Source organism: Streptomyces sp. KL116D (genome assembly GCF_030766975.1).
In the GTDB taxonomy this organism is placed as follows: Bacteria; Actinomycetota; Actinomycetes; order Streptomycetales; family Streptomycetaceae; genus Streptomyces; species Streptomyces longispororuber_A.
The window spans coordinates 24,699-45,827 of sequence record NZ_JASERH010000057.1 but is presented as its reverse complement, the minus strand read 5'-3'; the positions used below and the strand labels follow the sequence as shown (position 1 = coordinate 45,827).

The window sequence follows — 21,129 nt, the reverse complement described above, 5'->3', positions numbered from 1 at the left end:
TGTTGAGTGAAGGCGGAGGTTCTGCTGCGGGCGGGCTGGACCGACGGGGCCCTGGATCTGGTCCGTCGGACGAGGAGGGCCGTACTTCGCAGTACGATGTGCCGGGACTTGGCCGAGCTGCTCGTCAAAGCCGGGCGTGTCGATGAGGCAATTGATCTGCTCGTGCCGCACCTCGAGGGCTGGTGGATCCAGTCGGTGCTGGTGGACATCACCGAAGAGGCAAGGCCGCGACGAGCGGGTGCTGAAGCTGATCGCCTCGTGCGCCGATGCGGCACGGCAGGCTCTCAGAGACAAACCGTGGGGGTCTCATCGATGAGGAGGCGCTGGTACTCCAGGCTCGGATGCTGGAACGCATGGATCGCGTCGACGAGGCAATCCGAGTCCTCGGTGCGGACATAGCTGTAAAACGCTATGGCACCCAGAACACCCCTACCGCCTACGCCGAACTGTTGTCACGCCACGGTCAGCTCGACGACCTGCGCAAGCTGGCATCCGGAGAGCACGCACACACCGTCCTGGACGTCTTCGCCGATGCCCTCCGCGACCGCGGCCGGACTGCAGAGGCCGAGACGGTGATGCGTGACGCCATCGCCGCTGACGACTGGGTCGGGTACCGGGCCTGGCTCTCCTCGAGCCTGCTGCAGGACGGCCGGCTGGACGACGCGATCACCGTGGCCGAACCCGGCTTCAGCTGGTACGACTGCTCCAACCTCCTAGCCCCACTCGTGTACCTGCTTTCGACCGTCCCGAGGAGCCGCTTTACCTTCTGGACCATCCCCTCACCGTGCCCCACCACGACCACGAGGAGTTCCAGCACTCGTGGCGGGCCTTCGCCTCGCCAGTCTCGGTCGCACCGAGGAAGCGATCGCCGTGGTCGAAGCCCACCCCGATCCGTGGACCGACCCCCGCCTCGTCCGAGCCGCGCCTCCTCACTGCCGCTGGCCACCTCGAACGCAGCCGCGCGGAACTGCGGGCCGCGGGCACGGCCGAAGCACGTGAGGATCTGTTCGAGGTCCTGGTCAAGCGCGGGGCGAGCGGCCGAGGCGGTCATCGCTCACCCCACCGTCGCCGAACAACGTGCCGCCGGGCGAAGACCGCATCCGTCCCCGTGCGGGAGGACGGGTACTCCGCGGAACCCCCTTTCTAGACGATGCCTTCAAATGATCTTGCCTGGTGGATCATGGTGGCGTGATACATCGCCGCGAGTTGTCGGGCGCCGAATGGGAGTTCGTCCGACCGTTGTTGCCTCTGCCGTTGCGGGGTCGGAAGCGGCTGGGCGACCGCAGAGTACTGAACGTGGTTCGTGTGGAAGTTCCGCACCGGGACCGCCTGGCGCGACGTGCCCGAGCGATACGGTCCATGGGCCACACTCCATACCTGTTTCCGCAGGTGGGTGTGGGCCAGAACTACGGCTCGAAGTCGATCCGCACCTGGCCATCGCCGTCCGATGGGAACGACGCTTCGAAGGCCTCCTCGCCACAAGTGGCCTCAGGTCGTCCGAAGCCGAGATCTTGTCGACGGCAGCAGTGTGCTGTCCCGGATGATGCACGCCTTGGCTGTGGTGGTCTTCATGGCCTCGGTCAGGGGCGGGGCGCGGGCGGGAGGAGTTCGATGGCCTCGCGCAGGGCCGTGCCCGCGACCTGACTGCTTGGGATGCCCAACTGCCCAGTGCTGTCAAAGCGGTGGCGTGCCGACAGAGGCAGAACGTAACCTCTTCTCTAATTCAGAGAAGAGGAGTCGCTATGGCGACGCGGGTTGACTTCAATCTCGGTGACGACGGAAGCCAGGAGGCCGTCGTGATCTCCTCCGACCAGCTCGCCCGAGTGGTGTGCGCCGCCCTGCAAGACAAGGTGCTGTTGTCGGAGCAGGCCGCGCCTCACGACCTGTGGAGGGACATCGAAGCCGTGACCAGACTGCTGGAGGCCTGGAGGATTGGCGGGAGAAGGCCATCGTGGCAGTCGACGAAAGCGGCACCGTGGACCGAAGCGCCCTCGGTGTCGCCGCGAGCATGGGCGTGGCCAAGCTGTACGACCTTTGGAACGGCACGGCAGGCCACGCAATCAGACACGGCTGACCCAGGTGGAGGTGCTGGAGAACCGGGTGACTGGCGAGGACGGAGAGTGGGACCCGGCCCGCGTCGTCGCCACCATGAACAGCTACGGCTGGGAGACCGACGACAAGCGGGCCCGCGCACTGCTGCGGGCGCTGACCGAGCAGGAGGTGCTGGAAAAGATCCCGAACCGAGGCGGACGCGCCGTCTACCAGGTCGTCAGTCCTCGGGACTGGCTGTAGCCCTGCTCTGGACCCGGAGCGCGACACGATCGATAACGGCCCCTCCACCCTCCCGGCGCGGGTCGCGAGGCTGGCACGCGAAGACTCCGGTCCGACCGAGTGGTGGCTCGGGAAGCCGCTAAAGCGGATGAGGGACGGCGACCGGTTGTGGATCTACTTCGGCGGGGTCGAAGGGAAGATCGCGGCGATGGCGCATGTGAAGTCGTCGCCGCGACCGGCGCCGATCGGATCGCAAAAGCCGTACGAATTCGACGCCGAACTGGATCTGAAGGCGACCACGGCTCTGTCCAAGTCGCCAGTACGGCTTCGCGGAGATGGATCAGAGGCACCCGCAGGCATGCGGGGAGATGCGGGCGGCGGACGTGAAGCTGGCCGAAGCGCGTGCCAACATCTGACCGCCCTCACGCCGTGCGTGCTCAACTCTTGAGGGCTTGCTCGATCCGCTCGAAGTTCTCAGGGCTGAAGTTGCCCCGGCTGATCTGCACGCTTCGCTGTTGTTTCTGGAGTCACCACATTCGGATACGACGCCAGCTCCGGCACGGCGATCTCCCATGTGGCCGCGATGCGCCCTAGGACGATCAGCGCCTCATGGGACATGGCGCGGCGCACCAGGTGGAAGGCGAAGGACTGAGAGGGCAGTGTGTACGGGATCGGCCGCCACGATTGCGAATGGTAGCCGTGGAACTGCACCGCAAGCGATCTGCCGAGCTAGTTCGTCGTGACTGTGCCCCTGCTTCGCCAGGCCATTTAGAGTCCGGGACCACCAACGGAGTCCTGGATGGTCCTTGTCGGGGTGCGTCAGAAAGTGATTGGGCGTCCCGCCGGCTTTCGCGATGTGCTGCAGGGTCCGCTCGGTCACACCGGGCCGGGCGTAAGCGGCCGGGTCTGTGTCACGCACGCCAGGATTGGCCAGCAGCATGACCAGCGGCGCGTCGTGCAGACCGATGAACGGTTCCGGCGGGAGTGTCAGGTTGAGCCGATACGGCGCGTGCGAGGGGTGAACTTGGGTGTTGGCGAGGGCCTGCAAGTGCGGCAGGTCTTCTGGGACCGCGTACGGTGCGCTCCTGGTCGTGCGGGTCCACGGATTGAGCACCTGATCCCCCGCTTCCGCGTCGTCATGGCATTCAAGCCTACGAGCATCCTGCGAGCGGCCAGCACCCTTCCGGCCAGCTATCGGCGCAAGGAGCCCATCCCATCTTGATCAGGTGTCGAGTTCGAGGGCAACGACGGCACGGACAGCGGCTGTGATCCGCGTGGTGCTGCAGGGGGTCTGGAGGAGCCCGCCAGGGCTGATCGAAGCTTGGGTCGCGCGCCGACATTCCGTCACCCCGTGAGCTGCATGGCGTCGGCGCCTCTCATCTCGAGAAGATCGACATTCGCACTGCGTACGCGAGCACGCGACGTGGACCAGAGCCCAACACGCGTCCAAAGCCATCTTGTGGAACTGTGTTCCGTCCGGCGAGGAGGCCGGGTGGCTCTGCAGGTGTCTACCAAAGACGCTTGTTGTCGGCTTCGGAGGGCCTGTGCCAGAGCTCTCGACTCACCTGCATGGCCACTGGATCTTCGTCCTCCCCGTGCTCCTGCTTCGGAGTCTCGGCGAAGAAGATTTGGCTGCGGTGTAAGGACGTAGCCTCCTCGCCCCTCTTCAGTAGGTGACAGCTCCTCACCAAGGGCTGCTGGCACCGGCGTTGAAGGGAAGACTATGGATCTGGTCACCGTACTGCTCGTCGTTGTGGGGATGGTGCTGCCGAGTGTGACGAAGGTGATCGACAGCATCGCTTACCGCAACCGTGCGGCCGCAGACACCAGGGTGATCAAGGCTCGCCGCGGGAGGAAGGGAAGCCACGAGGTGCCTGATTCGAAGCCAGCGTCCCGCGATGAGTTGGGTGACCTGTTTGCCGCGCAGGCGGAAAGGATCGTGGTCCGCGTCCGTCAGTGGTTGCGCGATGCCGGTGTTCCTGAGGCGTATGTCGATGCCGAGAGACCTGGTGCAGGACGCCTTTGTCGCAGGTCTGCCGGTCCGACAGTCATATCCGCAACCCCCGCGCCTACATCTACAAGATCGTCAAGAGGGGGTGGCGGACTCCGTACAGCGCTACCGCCGCCGGGAACAAGCGCACTGTCCCTTCGCGACGAGCAGTTGTTGCCGGACTGTGCGGATGCTGTCATCAGCCGTCTTGCCGTTCGCCGCGCGGTACGGGCGCTGCAGCAACGGGCCGCAGTATGGGCGACCCAGGCGATGGACCAGCCCCAGGCGGAGTACGCCGCGGCCGCGGGCAGGGCGCCCGGCACGGTCGGTGTCCACGTGATGCGCGCCGTGCGCGTGCTGAGAGCCGGTACTGGCGGCTACTGCCGTCGCAGCCGCTGTGATGGTGTGCGCCCTGGGCGCCGTGGGGATCCGCCGCTACTCGGCGGCCAGCAGGCCAGGCCGCCCGCCCGCAGAGAAGGCCGAGTAATCGACTGGCTGGCCACCGTCGCCACCGTGATCGGCCTGACCATGGCCGGCATCGTCCTGCTGAGCCTCACCGCGCTGGGTATCACCCGCGGCACAGCCCGAAGGCGACACCAGAAGCGCCCTGGCCGCAATGCCACAGTCCTGTGGTGTGACTCGTGCCAGCAGTACACCGAGGCCGCGTACTGACTGAGGCAGAGTCGCAGTGGTGGCGAGGCTCGTGGGAAGGCGGAAAGTCTGAGGTTCCGCAGGTGCGCGAACCATGGATGCCTGGCAGTCCGCGATCGATTCGACAAATCGCGTTCCACCGTTTTGCCGGAGTCGTTTCGCGAGAACGCAACCGGTCGTCAGCCCCGGCCCAGTGACTCCATGTTCTGATGAGGTGGTGGGTTCGCATCCGACGGAACGTGCGGTGCGGGCGGCCTACTCCGGCTCGCTGGTCAGGCGCAGGCCGTGGTGGATGATTCGGTGGGCGATGTTGCTGGTGGTGGTGTTCTCCGTGTAGGAGCGGGCTTTGATGAGGGCCAGGGCGTCCGTGATGCCGCAGCTCCCTCTCGCGGTGATGCCGGCGGCCTGGTGGACCTCGTTGTGCAGGTCGGTTTCCCCGTACAGCCAGGGGTCCCCGTCCGGGCCGAGGAGGATGTCCTCGGTCAGGGCCGCACCAACGCGCTGAAAGGTCTGTTAGCCGGGGCAGGCTTTCGTGGTCGTACACCACCAGCACACCGATCCGCGTGCCTGCGGCGGTGAGCGGCAGGGCGGCAGCAGCCCGGAGCCCGAGATCGTGGATGCCGGACCCGTAGGCCGGCCAGCGCGCCAGCACAGATCGGAGCCCGCGGCGGCCACCACGCCACCGGTACGCGCGCCGCCTCTTTTTTCGTGCCTTGGCGAGCACCCATCCCAGATCCTGCGCCCGTTCGGCGCGCTCATCGGACGAGGCGACCGCGAGGCGCTGCATGTTCGGCCGAGCAGCACCAGTGCCGCGGCGTCGACGCACGCCGCAACCACACTGGGGGTTGCTGCAGGGTTGGGTGACAGAGTGTGGTCACGTGTGGCTGGGTAGGCCGGTGTGTGTCATGACGGTCTCGAATTCGACGGGGTCAGTCGGCCGAGGGCGGCTTGTCTCTGCGGCGTCGGTGGTAGGTCTTCTCGATCCAGGTCAAGATCGCGTTCGCAGTTCCTGACGGTGGCCCAGGAGCGCCGGTCGAGAACGTTGTTCTGCAGGAGGCTGAAGAAGGACTCCATGGCCGCGTGTGTCGCCGCCGCGACTCGCCCTATCGAGCCGGTTATCTGGTGCAGGCCGTCGAGTGCCTGGACGAATTCCCGTGACCGGACTGCGATCCGCGATCGCTGTGCAGGCTGCACCCGGCGACGTGATCGCGGCGGGCCACGCACAGCGGCACGTTGAAACCAGAGGCGGCGACGGCCGGCGGGACTTCATCCGTGCGTCGATGGAGTAGCCCACGATCCTCTTGCTGAAGACGTCCTGACCGCGCAGAGATACAACTTCCCTCACCGGTGTGGTGTTCGGTGATGTCGGTGAGCCACAGCTGATTGGGGCCGGCTGCGGTGAAGTCACGGCGGACCAGGTCGTCACTGGACCGGCGGTCCGGCCTTCTTGGTTCTCCCGCTCTTCTTGCCGAAGACGCTCCACCAGCGGTTGTCCCGGCAAATCCGCCACGCGGTCCGGTCCGCCATGCCGGATCCCATGCTGCGGGCTTCGTCGGCCAGGAACCGGTAGCCGAACTCCGGGTCCTCGCGGTGGGCGTCGAACAGTGCGTTCGCGCGAGTGGCCCGCTCGAACTCGGCATTGGTTACCGGCTTGTCGAGCCAGCGGTAGTAGGGCTGTCTGGCGAGCTTGAGGACCCGGCACGTGACCGTGACGGGCACCCCGCCTGCGGCCAGCTCTTTCACGAGCGGTTAGATCATTTTCCCGGCAGGTTCGCCTGGGACAGGTAGGCAGCGGCCCGGCGCAGGCCCTCGTTCTCCTGTTCCAGCAGCTTGATCCGCCGGCGTGCTTCGCGGAGTTCCGTGCTCTCCTGGCTGGTCGTTCCGGGCTTGGTCCCTCGTCGATGTCGGCGCGGCGCATCCATTTCCACAGCGTCATCGCATGGACTCCGAAGTCGGCGGCCACCTGCTCGACGGTCACACCCGGGCCGCGGTTCCTCGCGACTCGCACGACGTCCTGGCGGAACTCTTCCGGATACGGCTTGGGCACAGCGACATCCTTCCCACCCGCCCTACAGGGCAAGCCAGTTCAGATGTCACCCGATCATGCGGCAGACCCTACGCTCCTTCCATGTGGAGTGAGTCGAACAACCATGGCTTCGAGAACGAGCTGGACTACCTGCGGTCGATCAAGAAGAACGACCGCTACACGTTCACGTACCGGTTCGAGTACATCGCCAAGAACCACGGCAACGACAACTACGACATCGGCACAGCAGACATGGTTGTCCAGGTCCAGTGGAACGACACGGAAGCCGGATACACGATCGCCTACGACGTCCCCGAGATGGACAAGATCGATCCCGCTGAGGGGAACGGTGATGCAGCGAGCTTCTACGAGAGCGACGTCTACTGGAGACTCGTAAGCGACCTCGACAGCATGGGAATCAGCTCCGAGCTTCGTGCCATCTGAGGTCGTTTCTTATGGCTGCAGAGCGGCATGAGAGCCTCCCGGCATGAGCTACGACCTTGCTGTCTGGGAAGGCGAGAGGCCCGCGGATGACAAGACCGCGGGCCGAGTCTTCAACGACCTGTACGACCGCTACATCGACAGTGAAGTGGAAGAGCCTCCATCCGAACGCATAGCGACCTACGTGGCTGCGCTGCTTGAGCGGTGGTGTGACCTCACCGAGGACGAGAGGAGGACACCTCGCCCTGGTCAACCGGGCCGTTGACCGGCGAAGCCATCGGTCCGCTGATCTACTCCCCATGCGCTGGAGCATGGCCGAGAGGCGTCCGCCCACGCGGCGGCAGTGACGCGGCGTCCATGGGGCTGGTCTGCTTTGACGTTCAACAGAACCGGCTCAGGTCGTAAGGAGAGGAGCCAGTCGGCGGTAGCTGATGCGGGCTGCGGCTCATGCCGACGAAGGCGAGGACTCAGCCGAAAACTTGAGCAACCATCACCAGCGCATGCCAAGCTGGTCGAGGTCGTCCCTGCGCTGTGCCGAGAGTTTGTCGGCGCGGCGGCGGGTGTTGGCGAGCCACATGCCGAGTGCGACGGGCACGCCGTCTGCGCCGCGTTCGGCTCCGGCGCGCCGCGGCCGGCCTCGGTGAGCGGCACCAGCTCGGTGTGCTTGCGGGGCACCTGCAGGTGTCCTTCGCGGGCGTGGAAGCGGCGTGCGGCCGCCAGGTTCAGCATCCACTTGTCGTCCTGGGTGCGTCGCACCGGCCGCTCGTCCTCGCTGGCCTCACTCGAGGCCGAGGACCGATTCGAGCAGCCACTGCTGCGCGGGCCCGAGCTTGTCCCACCCCAGCCGCTGCGCCTGCACCCACGCCCCCAGGTCCTCGCCCTGGACGACCAAAACCCCGGCCCCGCACTGGGGGAGGATGCCGCCGGCGTCGAGGTGGTTCTTGGCGAGGCGGTAGCAGCGCTGCCAGGCGGTGTCCCAGGCCGGGCACCACCCGGAATCGATCGCGTCCAGCGCGTCCAGACGGCTCTGCGACAGCCCCCACCCGCCCGAGGCACCCTCTGCCCCTGCTCGTGCGCCGCAGCGGCCTCCACGGCCTGCCTCCGGCGGCCGCGCCGCTGGTTCTTCAGCCACACCCCGATCGGGAACCCGCCCTCACTCACCGCACTCACCGGTGCCAGCAGGTGCCCGTGCTCTTCTGCCCAGGCCCGGGCGACGGCGAGGCCCTCGTCGAAAGCATGGCCGTGCGCGTTCCACACCATGCCCAGCGCATCCAACTGCCGCACCCGCTCGGCCTCCAACGCCTCCGCGTTGTAGGCCTTGCGCTGGTCCGCCAGCCACACCCCCAGCGGGAAGCCGGCAGGCGCCCACTCGTCCGGTGTCACGTACCGATACGGCGCCGTCAGCTCCTCGACGACAGCCTGTTTGAGGTACTGCAGGCACGCGGCGATGCCGCGCCGCCAGTGGGCGCTTCTCCGAGTCCAGGGTGCGCGGCTGGATGAACTGCGCGAGCAGCGCCGGGTCCCGCAGCGTAGGGAACCGCAGTGTCGGGGATGTGGGGCTCGCGTTAGCTGGCGATGTCGGCCGGTCGGTGACGTGCGCGGAGCGGGTGGCGATGTCGGCTGGGCATGTGATGGGCGTCACGCATATGCCATACAACCTTTCGGCAGTGCAACGCAGGCCACATTCTCTGTGTCCTACTTGTGTGCTTGGTGTGAGCTTCTGACCAATTGATGGGTGGTCAGTGCACGTAAAGGCGGCTTAAGTTCACGCCGATAACAAAGGAACGTACCTGGTAGGGCGGGGTTTTGATGAGCGGGAGACGTCTCAGACGGCAGCGTTGGTGGGGGTGGTTGTCGCAGTCGCGCTGGGCGCCGGTGTGCTGCCGGCGCTGTCCACGGTGTCCGCGGCACCGGCTGCTGCTGCGGCCAGTGAGCCGACGGGCGACGCTGATACGGCTCAGGCGGTCTCGGAGAGCGAGGCGATGCGTCGGGCGAAGAAGTCCGGCGAGCCGGTGGAAGTGGTCTCGCAGCGGGGAGAGTCGCGGGAGGTCTTTGCGACACCCGACGGGAACCTGGAGGCGCGGGAGTATCTGCGCCCGGTGTGGACCCGGTCGGGCAAGAGCTGGAAGCACATCGATACGACGCTCGCGCGCCGGGACGACGGCACGGTGGATCCCGCGGCGACGGCGGTGAAACTGGCGTTCTCCGGCGGTGGGGACACGCAGCCGTTGGTGCGGATGGAGCGAGCCGGCCGGGCGGCGAGTCTGACCTGGCCGGCGGCGCTGCCGACTCCGGTGCTGGACGGTGCGGTGGCCACGTGTCCGTCGGTGCTGCCGGGTGTGGATCTGCGGATGACGGCGCAGGAGGACGGCTTCTCGCAGCTGTTGGTGGTCAAGACCGCGGAGGCGGCGCGCAGAGCGAGGAGTTGGCCGAACTGCGTCTCAAGCTCGGCACCGAGGGCCTGGACGTCAAGGAGACCAGTCAGGGCGGCCTGCAGGCGGTCGACCATGGTGCGGGCGGTCACGGTCTTTGAGGCGCCCCAGCCGCTGATGTGGGACTCGAGCAAGGGCGATACGCAGACCGTGGCGACCCGGAGCGCCACCGACGACGAGGGCAGCAGCAGTGCGCCGCAGGAGCCGGGAGCGGCCGAATCAGGACAGCTGGCACCGGTCGGGGTGGAGGTCACCTCGACGACGAGCTGGTGCCGACCCCGGACACCGACGTGCTCAAGCGGGTGCGGACACCACCTACCCGGTGTTCATCGACCCGCACTGGTCCTCGCCGCGGGCGGAGGCGTGGACGATGGCGTCGAAGTACTGGGCGTCGTCCCCGCAGCGGAAGTTCAACGGCGAATCCGACGCCGGCATGGGCTACCGCAACTGGTCCTACTGTCAGCCCAACGACACCAAGCGGCTCTTCTACCGCATCCCGGTTTCCACGTTCGCGGGCAAGACGATCCTGTCGGCCGAGCCCGTGGTGCACAACACCTGGTCCGCTTCCTGCACGGCGAAGTCCGTGGAGCTGTGGCAGACGAAGGACATCTCCTCGTCGACGACGTGGACCTCGCAGAACGCATCCGGGTACTGGATCAAGCAGCTGGCCTCGGACTCCTTCGCGTACGGGTACACGGGCTGCAGCGCGCAAGGATGCCGAGTTCAGCGTGAAGTCGGCCGTGCAGTCGGCCGCGAATGCGCATGACTCCACGATGACGTTCTGGCCCGCGGGCGGCCAGCGAGAGCGATCCCTATGCGTGGAAGCGGTTCTCCAGCAAGGCGTTCTTGCGGGTGAAGTACAACCGCCCGCCCGCGCAGTTGAAGTCCTCGCAGCTGACCATGCAGTATGGCGGGACCTGCAAGCCCTCCTCGAACCCTGCGCGGGTGCGCACGCTGAGGGAAGATCACCGCAAACAATGTGACGGACCCGGACGGCGACAGCGTTTGCGGTGCAGTTCCAGGCGAAGTGGGATGGCGGCTCGTGGAGCCCGGCCAAGACCAGCGCCAAGTCATCCGATCCGACTTCACGATCAGCTTGCCCTCGACGATCCCGACCAACAAGACGGTGAACTGGTATGCCCGCGTCCACGACGGCAGAGCAGTACTCGCCGTGGTCATACGCGGAGATCCGCAGGCCTGCTACTCATCTCACGACACGGCCGTGCCGAGGCACCCACCGTGGCATCGAGCCAGTATCCGGAGTCCAATCCGGATGATCCGGATGACCCGTGGTACGACGGGGTGGGGCAGTACGGATCGTTCACGATCGACTCGGCCAGCACGCGACGTGACCACCTACTGGTACGGCATCAACACTGACCCGTCCTCCAAGAACAAGATCACTACTTCGGACGGGGCTGCGGAGATCGCACAGATCCTGCCGTCCAAGGCGGGCGTGAACTTCGTGACGGCGCAGGCCTTCGACGCGGCCGGCAACGGCAGTGAGATCCGCACCTACCAGTTCCGGGTGAAGGCAGGCCAGCCGGCGAGGGCGACCTGGCAGCTGGACGAGGCGGCAGGAGCGAGCGAGGCCAAGGGCTCCACGCCCGTGCGCACACTGGCCCTGCACGGCGGGGCGACACCGGGCGCGGCAGGAGCCGATGGCACGGCGGTGCAGTTCAACGGCACCGACGGTTACGCCTCCACCGATCTCTCTCCGGTCAACACCGGCGGCGGGTTTGCTGCTGTCTCCGCATGGGTGAAGCTCGACAAGATTCCCACCGCCACGGCGGACGTGGCCCTGATCCCGGGCAACAACGCGCCCGGAATGGAGCTGTACTACTCCACCACATACGGCTGGTCGTTCAACCAGTACAAGTCCGACGACGCCGCCGGCAGCCTGGTCCGCGCCGACCAGGGCGACACCAGCAAGGTCAAGGCCGGCACCTGGACGCATCTGGTCGGCTCCTACTCGACCACCACCGATCTGCTGCAACTGTTCGTGGACGGCCAGCTGGCCGAGTCCGTCTCCTACGACGCGCCGTGGACAGCACGCCGCGGTCTGCTGGTGGGCGGCAAGAACTTCACCGGCACCCCAGCGCCTCTTCCCTGGCGCCATCGACGATCTGCAGATCTTCGACAAGCCGCTGGCCCAGGACGAGGTCGACAAGCTCAAGGCCAGGCAGAGCGTCGGCGACCCGCCGCCCGGCCATCGCCATCTTCGACCTCGACGAGGCGGCAGATGCCACCGAACTGACCGGGCACGGCGGGGTCCTGCCCGCCAAGTACAACGGCACGGTCACCACCGGGGTGGAAGGCATCGCGGGCAAGGCCGCCAAGTTCGACGGCACCAGCGGCTACGCGAAGATCGGCCAGACCAGCGGCCCGCACATCAACACCGAGCGCAGCTTCACCGTCTCCGCCTGGGCGAAGCTGGACAAGAAACCGTCCGGCGCCGCAGTGATCACCGCACAGGCCGGCCAAGCGGCTCCCGGCTTCGAGCTGTACTACTCGGCCGCCTACGACCGGTGGGCGTTCAACCAGTACTCCAGCGACAGCGCGGCCGCCACCCCGCGGTACGGGCGATGCAGCCCGACGGCACCACTGCCAGGGCGAGTGCGCACCTGGTGGGCGTGCACGACACCACCGCCAACACCCTCACCCTGTACGTGAATGGCGCCAAGGCCGGCACCACGACGCTGGTGGATGCCTTCTACGCGGACCAGTCGATGTACATCGGCGCGTCCCACTACGGCGGTGCCATGGGCGCCTACTTTCCCGGCACCATCGACGACGTACGGGTGATGGACCGCCCGGCCTCCGCGGAGGAAGTGGCGCAGATGTTCCGGCAGCGCCCGCTGGTCAAGGCCCGCTGGAACTTCGAGACCGTCACCGACGCGAGCCCGGCCACCAGCCCGGATGCCTCGGACAACGCCAACACGATGACGCTGGGTGGCCAGGCCAAGCAGGCCACGGGGTGGTCGACGTCAACGGGCTGCAGCTGGACGGCGTGGACGACTACGCCACCGCAGCCAGCCAGCCGCTGGACACCTCCACCAGCTTCACCGTCACCGCCTGGGCCCAGGCGGCCGCGCTCCCCACCCAGAACGCCAGCGTGGTCTCCGCCGCCGGCACCCACACCAGCGCCTTCGACCTGCACTTCACCCCGGACTCCACCAACGCCGACGGATGGGCAGCTACAGCGCGACATCCGCGCCGGCGACGACGCAGGCGCCAGCACCGACAGCGTGGCGAACACCGAGTTCTACGACGCACGGGAATGGAACCACCTGGCCCTGGTCTACGACGGGTTCGCCAGGAAGCCCGCCTCTACGTCAACGGCGTACTGCAGGAGACCGCCTGCACCGACGCCGACGGCAACGGCGACGCGGACGACACCACCTGCCAGACCTGATCGCCTGGGCCGACAACGTCTCACCTTCAAGGCGGCCGGCACACCTGCGAGGTCGGCCGCGCCAAGACAGCGGACGCCTCTCGGACAGTACTTCCCCGGTGTCATCGACGACGTGTGGGCCTTCCAGGGCGCGCTGAACGACAGTCAGATCGCCGAACTCGCCGGCTCGTTCTACGACATCCCCACCGACGTGCCCTCCGGCGCATAGACCGGTCCCGAGGAGCGGGCATGACCCGCCCCTCGGGACCCGGTTTCTTATCCCCGTTCACCTGGGTGCCGCCGCGGCGGCACCCCTGGCCTGGATGACACATGCCCATACCAAGATCAGTCCGCGCGCGCGTGCTCTGGCGGCCGGCGGCAGCGACCCTGTCCACCGTGCTGATCGCCGGTCTGCTGCGAGACCGTCGCAGCGCCCGCGGCCAGCAGCCTGCCGGGCGCTCCCGCCTCCGAGAAGCCCGTCAAGGGCTCCCACTCCATCGAGACCAGAAAGCCGCGCCCCAAGGCCAAGAGTCCCGTGTGCCGGCCACCACTCCCCCAAGAAGTGGCCCACGGCCGGCACGGCCACCGTCACCGTCCCTACCGCCGACGCAAAGCCCGGAGACCCAGCTAAAGCTGGCTGCCGCCGACGGGCAGCCCCTCAAGATCGGTGCGGCACCCCGTAAGGCCGGCGCCAAGTCCCAGTCCTCGACAGCGCAGCAGACGCCAGACGCGGTCAGCACGCAAGTCTTCGACCAGCACGACAGCCGGCAAGCCGGTGTGGCAGGCATGCTGTTCACCGTCGCCCCGAAGGCGACGAAGGACACCGACAACACGGCGCCCGGCACGATCGCCGTCAGCGTCAACTACACAGACTTCGCAGGCGCATACGGTGGCTCCTACGCCTCCCGCATGCACCTGGTCAGCCTCCCCGCCTGCGCCGTGACCACCCCGGACAAGAAGGCATGCCGCACTCAGACGGCCCTCGCCTCGACGAACAACACCGCGGACAGCACACTGACGGCCACCACCGTCGCTCTGTCGGCGACAACCCCACCGTGCTGGCCGCGGTGGCAGACACCGCCGGCGACAAGGGCGACTTCAGGCGACCCAGCTGTCCCCGTCGGCGACCTGGTCCACCAACCTCAACACCGGTGACTTCACCTGGTCCTATCCGATGGCCACGCCGGAAGTACCCGGCGGCCTGGGCCCGGATCTGAGCCTCGACTACTCCTCCGGCACCATCGACGGTCGCACCGGCAACACCAACAACCAGGGATCCTGGGTCGGAGACGGATTCGACCTGGAAGGCGGCTTCATCGAACGCCGCTACAAATCCTGTGCGGACGACGGGTGAAGAACGCCGACGGCAACAAGCCCGGTGATCTGTGCTGGGACTCCGACAACGCCTTCCTCACCTTCAACGGCAAGGGCGGAGAACTCGTACCGGCCGGCACCGACACCTTCAAGCTCAAGAAGGACGACGGCACCGTCATCAAGCGCCTGCGTAACACGGAGCTGGCCAACGGTGACAACGACGGCGAGTACTGGCGGCTGACCACCCCCGACGGCACCAAGTACTACTTCGGCTACAACCGGCCCTCCGGCTGGGCCGACGGCAAGGACGAGACCAACTCGAACTGGACCGTCCCCGTCTTCGGCGACGACAGCGGCGAGCGCGTGTCACGCCTCCGCGTTCGCGGACTCCTGGTGCCAGCAGACCTGGCGCTGGAACCTCGATGCCGTCGTCGACCCGCACGGCAACCTGATGACGTACTACTACGGCAAGGAGACCAACTCCTACGGCCGCAACCTGACCGCGTCCGACGACACCTCCTACGTCCGCGGCGGTTACCTCAAGCTGAATCGAATACGGCCTGCGCGCCTTCTACGACAAGCCGCTGGCCAAGGTGAACTTCACCAGCGCCGAGCGCTGCCTGTCGCAGACCGGTGTCACCTGTGCCGCAGACACCATCGACGACCAGGCTTTCTACTGGTACGACACACCGTGGGACCTGAACTGTAAGGCGGGCACGGACTGCGACAGTGGCCAGTTCTCCCCCTCGTTCTGGACCCGCAAGCGCTTGACCGATGTCAGCACCCAGACGTTGCAGTCCGACGGCAGCTACCACGACGTCGACTCCTGGAAGCTCGATCACCGCTGGGGCATGGCGGACATCGACTACCAACTCGAACTCGACAGCATCCAGCACACCGGCAGCTCCGCCACCACGGCGATCACGCTGCCGAAGGTCGGCTTCGTCTACACCCAACTCGAGAACCGGCTCGACAAGACCGGCGACGGCTACGCCCCCTTCATCAAGGACCGGCTGTCCACCGTCACCGACGAGTCCGGCGGCCAGATCGACGTCAACTACTCCGCTGCCGCCTGCTCCTGGGACGCACTGCCCACACCGGAGACCAACACCAGCCGCTGCTTCAGTACCTCGGCGGCGACAGCGACTCCGACCCCGAACTGCAGTGGTTCAACAAATACGTCACCGACTCGGTGACGGCCACGGACCGCACCGGCGGAGCCGCCGACCAGGTCACCACCTACCAGTACCTGGACGGAGCCGCCTGCGCGCTGGGACGACGACCCACTGACCAAGGACAAGGAAAAGACCTGGTCACAATGGCGCGGCTACGGTCACGTACGCGTACAGACCGGCGGCCAGGGCGGCGCCAGCGCCATGAAGTCCCAGACCGACTCCTACTTCCTGCGCGGCATGAACGGTGACCGCAAAGACACCAGCGGCGGCACCAAATCGGTGAGCATCACCCTCGGTACGAACGAGGGCGACCCGATCACCGACTACGACGACCAGAGCGGCTTCCCGTACAAGACCGTCACCTATGACGCGCCTGGCGGCAAGGCCATGAGCCGGACCGTCAGCCACCCGTGGCGCCCCCAGTCCGCCACACAGACCAGACCTTCGGGCACCCTCACAGCTGCGTTCACCGGCACGCTCAACACCTGGGGTTTCACTCCCTGACAACGGCGCCGGCGCCCAGTGGCGCACCACGTACACCTCCTACAGTCACGACGCCCACGGCCGTGTCATCGCCGAGCACGATGCCGGCGACACCTCCACCGCCGCCGACAACCGCTGTACCCGCACCGACTACGCGACCAACACCACCGACAACATCTCGACAAGGTGTCGCGGGTGGAGACCGTCGCGGTCGCCTGCGCTGATACTCCTGACCGGTCCAAGGACGTCATCTCCGACGTCCGCACCGCCTACGACGGCCTCCGGGCCTACAACACCGCCTCCCACCAAGGGCGACGCCACCGCCGCCGCCAGCCGCTCAAGAGCAACGACGGCACCAAGGCCACGCTACCTGGAGACCGGCACCACCTTCGACAGCTACGGCCGCCCGAAGATCGGCCACTGACCTGACCGCCGCCGACGTCGCCTGTCGACGGCACCAACGCCCTTCCGGTGCGCACCGCTCGCACGGACGGCCGCACCACGACCACCGCCTGCAGTCCGGCCACCGGCTGGCTCCACAACGGTGACCTCGACCACCCCGCCGGCCACGGCGCTTGACGCGTCGAGCGCCCAGACGACCACCACCGACCTCGACCCGGTGCGCGGGCAGGTGGTCAAGCAGACCGACACCAACAGCAAGGCCACCCAGACCGCCTACGACGCCCTGGGCCGCATCAGCAAGGTCTGGCTCGCCGACCGCAACACCAGCCAAACCAACTACGAGTACACGTACACAATCACCGGCAGCGCCCCGCGGCCGTCGCCACCAAGACGCTCGACTAACAACGGCGGCCAGACCACCTCGTACGCGCTGTACGACGGATCTCCCGCGGGCCCAAGTCAGCTCCAGTCGCCCGGTCCGGACGGCGGCACCTGATCGCCGACACCTTCTACGACGAACGCGGCCTGACCTCCAAGGTCTTCGCCCCTACTACGCGACTCACGGCGCCCAGCACCCAGCTGTTCGCGCCGGCGAACGCCCTGTCCGTGGAGACGCAGACCCGCACCACCTACGACGGCCAGGGACAGCCCGTCGAGGTGAAGCAGATCGCCGGCAACGGCGACGGCGGCACCGTGCCGGAACACCACGACCACCATCTACGGCGGCGACCGTGTCACCGTCATTCCGCCCCAGGGCGGCGTCGCCACCACCACTCTCAGCGACGCCCGCGGCAACACCACCGAGCTGCGCCAGCTGCACTAGCCGCGATGCGACCGCCGCCTACGACACCACTGGGCACGCCTACTACCCCAACGGCAAACTCTCAAGATCGGTCACCGACACGCCGGCAGCACCTGGTCCTCGACTCACGACCAGCTCGGCCGCCAGCTCACCGCCACCGACCCCGACAAGGGCACCACCACCAGCACCTACGACGACCGCGGTCAGCTGACCTCGGTCGACGACGCCCGCACCGATGTACCCAAGCTCGTGTACGTCTACGACGGCTGGGCCGCAAGACCGAGCTCACGAGGCCACCGCGACCGGCACCCTGCGCGCAAATGGGTCTACGACACCATCAGCGGGGCCAAGGGTCAACTCGCCGAATCCACCCGCTACATCCGGCTGGAAACGCCTACACCAACAAGGTCACGGCGTACGACAATCTCTACCGTCGCATCAAGACGGCCACCGTCATCGCCAGCGAGGAGCGCTCGCGCCGGCACCTATCAGACCGGCGCCACCACCACAAGCCCTCCGGTGCTGACCGCCAGCTGAAACCTACTCCGCCGCAGGTGCCTGCCCGGCGCGCGTCGCCTGCGGCTACGGCAGGCAAAACCCTGCGCCTGACCCACTCCGTCTACGGCCAGGGCATGACCACACCAGCGTCAGCTACTCCTGACCGGCAAGCCCCAGGTCTACCAAATGGGCCTGACTGGCTCGGCGCAAGAGGGCCCAGGTCGCAGCACCTACCAGCACCCAGCGGCTGTCCAACACCCGCGTGGACCGCACCGATGTCGCCGGCGTCGACCGCAGCCTCACCTACGGCTACGACGACAACGGCAACATCCGCTCCATGTCGGACGTCAACCGCGACGGCACCGACGCAGTGCTTCAACTACGACTACCTCAACCGGCTCTCCGACGCCTGGACCCAGAACACGACCAGCTGCGCCGCCGCGCCCACCAGTGCTCAGATCGGCGGTACGGCTCCCGTACTGGCGGTCCTACACCTACGACGCGTCCGGCAACCGCAAGACCGAAACGCAGCACAGTCCCACCGGTAACACGGCCCAGGACATCAACCGCACCTACACCTACCCCGGCCCCGGACAGGCCCAGGCTCACAGCCTGAAGACCGTCACCACCAACAGCTCGTCGGGCACCGCACCGACCAGTACGCCTACGACACCACCGGCAACACCACCGCCCGGCCCGGACAGACCCTCCAGTGGGACGCCGAAGGACACCTGGCCAAGGTCACCGAGGCAGCAACACCACCAGCTACGTCTACGACGCTGACGGCAATCGCCTCATCAGCCACACCCCTTCCAAGACCACCCTCGACCTCGGCCACACCGAAGTCACCCTCGCCAGCGGCTCCACGCACACCGAAGGCCACCCGCTACATCGACCTCGGCAGCGGTCAGACCGCCGTCCGCAACGACGACGGGACCTTCACCTTCACCATCGGCGACCACCAGGGCACCGGCCAACTCGCCATCAACGCGGCTGACTTGGCCTGACCCAGCGCCGTACCCAGCCCTTCGGATCCCCGCGCGGTACCGAGCCCACCAGCTGGCCCGGCAGCAAGGGCTTCGTCGGCGAGCACCAACGACACCGCGGACACCGGCCTCACCCACCTCGGCGCCCGTGAATACGATGCGACCACGGGCCGCTTCCTCTCCGTCGACCCGCTGTTCGAACTCGACAAGCCGCAGACCTTCGACGGCTGCAGCTACGCCCTGAACAACCCCGTCACCAACGCCGGCCCGGCGGCCTCGGCAACGCCGACTGCATGAGCGGCGTCGTCAGCGGCTGCCACGGCGGACTGCCGGTCCCGCACATCCGTCTACCACGTGGACCGCGAGAACAAGCCGCCGGTCAAGCAGAATGCAGACTGGCGGGCAGGAGAGAAAGACCGGCAAGGACCTCAGTAACGACGGCAACATCACCCTGCTCCCCGGCGTCAATATCCCCGAGGACTGGGGGCAGGCCGACAAGTTCATCACCGTCTTCTACGACCGTCTCAACTACCTCAGCAGCGGCTACGGCCTCGACATGTACCTCGACCATCGAGACGAGTCGATCGCCACGACGGACATAGCTCAAGCCCTGCTCGATGCCTGCCACGACACCGGATGCCCTGGCAAGAAGGCGCTCTTCTTCAGCTGGGCTTCAAGCGTCGTCGTCGACGGCGTCGCTGAAGGCGGCTCCTTCAAGGCAGGCCGGGAAAGCGCCCGCAACAGCGGCAAGAAGTCGAAGTCGAAGAAGCCGTCCGGCTGCAACTGCTTCTCGCCGGCACCGACGTCCTCATGGCCGACGGCACCACCAAGGACATCGAGGACAGTAGGTCGGCGATCAGGTCCGCACCACGGACCCGGAGACCGGCGAGACTCGATCCCGCAAGGTCACCCGCCTTATTCATGTCGACAGTGACAAACACTTCAATAGGCTGTCCATTACCACCCCGGACGGCATTGAGCAACTGACCGCCACTGAGGAACATCCCTTCTGGTCACCATCCCAGAACGAGTGGGTGGTCGCGAAGGACCTCAAAGCCGGGATGACGCTTCTGACGGCCAACGGCGCTACCGTCACCGTCACCGCCAACAAGACCTTCACCCGGCACGTCCGCACCTACAACCTCACCATCGACGAGCTGCACACGTACTATGTGCTGGCGGGTGAGACGCCGGTTCTGGTCCACAACAGCAACTGTCCGTCGGTCTCTCGCCAGAAGCAAGATCAGCATGTTCTCGGGACGAGGGAATACGAAAAGCGGATCGAGAATGGCACGCCTACGTCTGCGTTCGCGAGTCGGAGCGAGGCGGATGCCTATGCGAAGCATGCTTGGGAAAATGGAACTCCGGTGCCCGGCCGTCCGAATGTTCGTGACTATGAGTACGGGCTGCCGGTAGAAGGGGGCCCAAGGGTGGCTGGCAGACCAGAGTGCGAGTTCACATTGATCAGTCCGGAAAGGTTCACGCCCATCCGGTTGGTCGCGAGTACGCTGATTAGCGGAGAAAGGGGAAGAGTTCGTGAGAGCGAGAAATCCTTGGCCCTGGCGGGAGTGGGATCTTCTGCTGCAGGATATTCAGACCGCGTACGAGAATCCCTGGTGACGCCCAGGAGGGCTTTTGCTCTGACTGCTACGCGGCGCCAGCCTTACCGCGATCTAGTTGAGGATCTGGCTGGCATTGCAGATCTAACAGACGACACGGACATCAACTGTGACGTATGTTTCAGCTATGTCGTCGGGTCGCGACCGCCGTATTTCATTCGACTCTCGATGGTCGGGGCATATGCCGCTTTCGCGAGAGTGAACCCTTCCGGGGGTGCGGAATTTATTTTTCCGGGTGAAGCTCCCTTGTCGGAATATGAGCGCGACGTGCTCCGATTGTTTGAGGTGCGCCGTATCCGTGTTCTGTCGAGAGATCAGTTGAATGCGGCCATCGATCTGAAACTGCCGGAAATCGAGCATGTGAAAGTCTATAATGCTCTATTTTCGCCAGAGGAAGAGATGCCCTAAAGGTTTCGGCTAAGTGTAGGTAAATCCTCGGCACTTGCCCAGGCTACCTCTGTCAATAGTTCCGGTAGAGGGTGGATTGTTGCGGCGAGTGTCTCACCCTTCCTTGCCGGTCCGGAGGTGACTCTCGCCAGCGAGACGTAGCTCGATGGTAAGAGTCCAACCTCGATCCTTCGTGACGGCCCGTCGGATTATCCGACGGGCCGTTTCGGCGTCGTGGCTGGTTGCGGGTGTGGTGAG

General features: G+C 66.4%; 24 protein-coding genes and 5 pseudogenes. 22 read left to right on the top strand and 7 right to left on the bottom strand.

Translation table 11 applies throughout. The features are described 5' to 3' along the window. Positions 1–2,100: 2,100 nt before the first annotated feature. Both RBJ77_RS22225 and RBJ77_RS22220 read left to right on the top strand, forming a co-directional pair. Positions 2,101–2,292 (top strand): hypothetical protein, encoded by a 192-nt coding sequence (locus tag RBJ77_RS22225; RefSeq protein WP_372346633.1) that lies wholly within the window; start codon positions 2,101–2,103, stop codon positions 2,290–2,292. A 127-nt stretch (positions 2,293–2,419) separates the two neighbouring features. Further along, positions 2,420–2,719 carry a hypothetical protein gene (locus RBJ77_RS22220; RefSeq protein ID WP_372346632.1) on the top strand — a complete coding sequence of 100 codons (300 nt, stop codon included), beginning with the start codon at positions 2,420–2,422 and terminating at the stop codon, positions 2,717–2,719. Between the two features lie 26 nt (positions 2,720–2,745). On the opposite strand, the gene RBJ77_RS22215 is transcribed toward RBJ77_RS22220, so the two are convergent. Continuing rightward, positions 2,746–2,982: a hypothetical protein gene (locus tag RBJ77_RS22215; protein WP_372346631.1), complete on the bottom strand. Its 237-nt coding sequence runs from the start codon at positions 2,980–2,982 to the stop codon at positions 2,746–2,748. 1,012 nt (positions 2,983–3,994) lie between these two features. Here RBJ77_RS22215 and RBJ77_RS22210 point away from each other — a divergent pair. Continuing rightward, positions 3,995–4,933: a hypothetical protein gene (locus RBJ77_RS22210; RefSeq protein WP_372346630.1), complete on the top strand. Its 939-nt coding sequence runs from the start codon at positions 3,995–3,997 to the stop codon at positions 4,931–4,933. 882 nt (positions 4,934–5,815) lie between these two features. Here RBJ77_RS22210 and RBJ77_RS22205 read toward each other — a convergent pair. Further along, a pseudogene (locus tag RBJ77_RS22205) lies at positions 5,816–6,959 on the bottom strand (IS3 family transposase). On the opposite strand from RBJ77_RS22205, the gene RBJ77_RS22200 reads away from it, so the two are divergent. Then, the gene (locus RBJ77_RS22200; protein WP_372346897.1) at positions 6,852–7,382 is read left to right on the top strand and encodes a hypothetical protein; all 531 of its coding nucleotides are present in this window, start codon (positions 6,852–6,854) and stop codon (positions 7,380–7,382) included. The pseudogene RBJ77_RS22205 and the gene RBJ77_RS22200 sit on opposite strands and share 108 nt — an antisense overlap. Positions 7,383–7,425: 43 nt before the next feature. Beyond that, complete coding sequence (locus RBJ77_RS22195) at positions 7,426–7,644, top strand: hypothetical protein (protein WP_372346629.1); 219 nt, start codon at positions 7,426–7,428, stop codon at positions 7,642–7,644. Positions 7,645–7,869: 225 nt separating this feature from the next. On the opposite strand, the gene RBJ77_RS22190 is transcribed toward RBJ77_RS22195, so the two are convergent. The 4 genes and pseudogenes from RBJ77_RS22190 to RBJ77_RS22175 form a co-directional block, all read right to left on the bottom strand. Continuing rightward, positions 7,870–7,974, bottom strand: coding sequence for a helicase (locus RBJ77_RS22190; protein ID WP_372346628.1), 105 nt, complete (start codon positions 7,972–7,974; stop codon positions 7,870–7,872). A gap of 183 nt (positions 7,975–8,157) precedes the next feature. Continuing rightward, positions 8,158–8,511 (bottom strand): hypothetical protein, encoded by a 354-nt coding sequence (locus RBJ77_RS22185; RefSeq protein ID WP_372346627.1) that lies wholly within the window; start codon positions 8,509–8,511, stop codon positions 8,158–8,160. Between the two features lie 20 nt (positions 8,512–8,531). Continuing rightward, positions 8,532–8,837, bottom strand: a pseudogene (locus tag RBJ77_RS22180) (helicase associated domain-containing protein); the annotation flags it as partial. A 499-nt stretch (positions 8,838–9,336) separates the two neighbouring features. Next, positions 9,337–10,065 carry a hypothetical protein gene (locus RBJ77_RS22175; protein WP_372346626.1) on the bottom strand — a complete coding sequence of 243 codons (729 nt, stop codon included), beginning with the start codon at positions 10,063–10,065 and terminating at the stop codon, positions 9,337–9,339. 68 nt (positions 10,066–10,133) lie between these two features. On the opposite strand from RBJ77_RS22175, the gene RBJ77_RS22170 reads away from it, so the two are divergent. From RBJ77_RS22170 to RBJ77_RS22155, 4 genes and pseudogenes are all read left to right on the top strand, one after another. Further along, positions 10,134–10,577: a hypothetical protein gene (locus tag RBJ77_RS22170; protein WP_372346625.1), complete on the top strand. Its 444-nt coding sequence runs from the start codon at positions 10,134–10,136 to the stop codon at positions 10,575–10,577. Between the two features lie 582 nt (positions 10,578–11,159). Further along, positions 11,160–12,068, top strand: a complete 909-nt coding sequence (locus tag RBJ77_RS22165; RefSeq protein ID WP_372346624.1) for a LamG domain-containing protein — start codon at positions 11,160–11,162, stop codon at positions 12,066–12,068. Between the two features lie 53 nt (positions 12,069–12,121). Beyond that, positions 12,122–12,484 carry a LamG-like jellyroll fold domain-containing protein gene (locus tag RBJ77_RS22160; protein ID WP_372346623.1) on the top strand — a complete coding sequence of 121 codons (363 nt, stop codon included), beginning with the start codon at positions 12,122–12,124 and terminating at the stop codon, positions 12,482–12,484. Beyond that, positions 12,397–12,588: pseudogene (locus RBJ77_RS22155) on the top strand (LamG-like jellyroll fold domain-containing protein); the annotation flags it as partial. The gene RBJ77_RS22160 and the pseudogene RBJ77_RS22155, both read left to right, overlap by 88 nt. On the opposite strand, the gene RBJ77_RS22150 reads toward RBJ77_RS22155, so the two are convergent. Next, a complete protein-coding gene (locus RBJ77_RS22150; RefSeq protein ID WP_372346896.1) occupies positions 12,582–12,743 on the bottom strand; it encodes a hypothetical protein in 162 nt (53 codons plus the stop codon). The pseudogene RBJ77_RS22155 and the gene RBJ77_RS22150 overlap by 7 nt on opposite strands. A gap of 45 nt (positions 12,744–12,788) precedes the next feature. On the opposite strand from RBJ77_RS22150, the gene RBJ77_RS22145 reads away from it, so the two are divergent. From RBJ77_RS22145 to RBJ77_RS22085, 13 genes and pseudogenes are all read left to right on the top strand, one after another. Continuing rightward, a complete protein-coding gene (locus tag RBJ77_RS22145; RefSeq protein WP_372346895.1) occupies positions 12,789–13,226 on the top strand; it encodes a hypothetical protein in 438 nt (145 codons plus the stop codon). 765 nt (positions 13,227–13,991) lie between these two features. Beyond that, positions 13,992–14,360, top strand: a complete 369-nt coding sequence (locus RBJ77_RS22140; protein ID WP_372346622.1) for a hypothetical protein — start codon at positions 13,992–13,994, stop codon at positions 14,358–14,360. Between the two features lie 19 nt (positions 14,361–14,379). Continuing rightward, entirely contained in the window at positions 14,380–14,559 is a 180-nt protein-coding gene (locus tag RBJ77_RS22135; protein ID WP_372346621.1) for a hypothetical protein, read from the top strand. Continuing rightward, positions 14,556–15,116 carry a hypothetical protein gene (locus RBJ77_RS22130; RefSeq protein ID WP_372346620.1) on the top strand — a complete coding sequence of 187 codons (561 nt, stop codon included), beginning with the start codon at positions 14,556–14,558 and terminating at the stop codon, positions 15,114–15,116. Before RBJ77_RS22135 ends, RBJ77_RS22130 begins: the two co-directional genes overlap by 4 nt. Beyond that, positions 15,113–15,715, top strand: coding sequence for a hypothetical protein (locus tag RBJ77_RS22125; RefSeq protein ID WP_372346619.1), 603 nt, complete (start codon positions 15,113–15,115; stop codon positions 15,713–15,715). Before RBJ77_RS22130 ends, RBJ77_RS22125 begins: the two co-directional genes overlap by 4 nt. Before the next feature lie 180 nt (positions 15,716–15,895). Then, positions 15,896–16,198 (top strand): hypothetical protein, encoded by a 303-nt coding sequence (locus tag RBJ77_RS22120; RefSeq protein WP_372346618.1) that lies wholly within the window; start codon positions 15,896–15,898, stop codon positions 16,196–16,198. A 174-nt stretch (positions 16,199–16,372) separates the two neighbouring features. Beyond that, positions 16,373–16,606 (top strand): hypothetical protein, encoded by a 234-nt coding sequence (locus RBJ77_RS22115; protein ID WP_372346617.1) that lies wholly within the window; start codon positions 16,373–16,375, stop codon positions 16,604–16,606. Positions 16,607–16,721: 115 nt separating this feature from the next. Continuing rightward, the gene (locus RBJ77_RS22110; RefSeq protein ID WP_372346616.1) at positions 16,722–17,075 is read left to right on the top strand and encodes a hypothetical protein; all 354 of its coding nucleotides are present in this window, start codon (positions 16,722–16,724) and stop codon (positions 17,073–17,075) included. A gap of 393 nt (positions 17,076–17,468) precedes the next feature. Beyond that, positions 17,469–17,918, top strand: coding sequence for a hypothetical protein (locus tag RBJ77_RS22105; RefSeq protein ID WP_372346883.1), 450 nt, complete (start codon positions 17,469–17,471; stop codon positions 17,916–17,918). 1,121 nt (positions 17,919–19,039) lie between these two features. Continuing rightward, positions 19,040–19,162 (top strand): annotated as a pseudogene (locus RBJ77_RS22100) (hypothetical protein); the annotation flags it as partial. Between the two features lie 91 nt (positions 19,163–19,253). Continuing rightward, entirely contained in the window at positions 19,254–19,799 is a 546-nt protein-coding gene (locus tag RBJ77_RS22095) for a hypothetical protein (protein WP_372346615.1), read from the top strand. After that, positions 19,777–20,016 (top strand): annotated as a pseudogene (locus tag RBJ77_RS22090) (polymorphic toxin-type HINT domain-containing protein); the annotation flags it as partial. The gene RBJ77_RS22095 and the pseudogene RBJ77_RS22090, both read left to right, overlap by 23 nt. After that, on the top strand, positions 20,014–20,892 hold the full coding sequence (locus RBJ77_RS22085; protein WP_372346882.1) for a hypothetical protein: 879 nt from the start codon (positions 20,014–20,016) through the stop codon (positions 20,890–20,892). The pseudogene RBJ77_RS22090 and the gene RBJ77_RS22085, both read left to right, overlap by 3 nt. Positions 20,893–21,129: the final 237 nt, after the last annotated feature.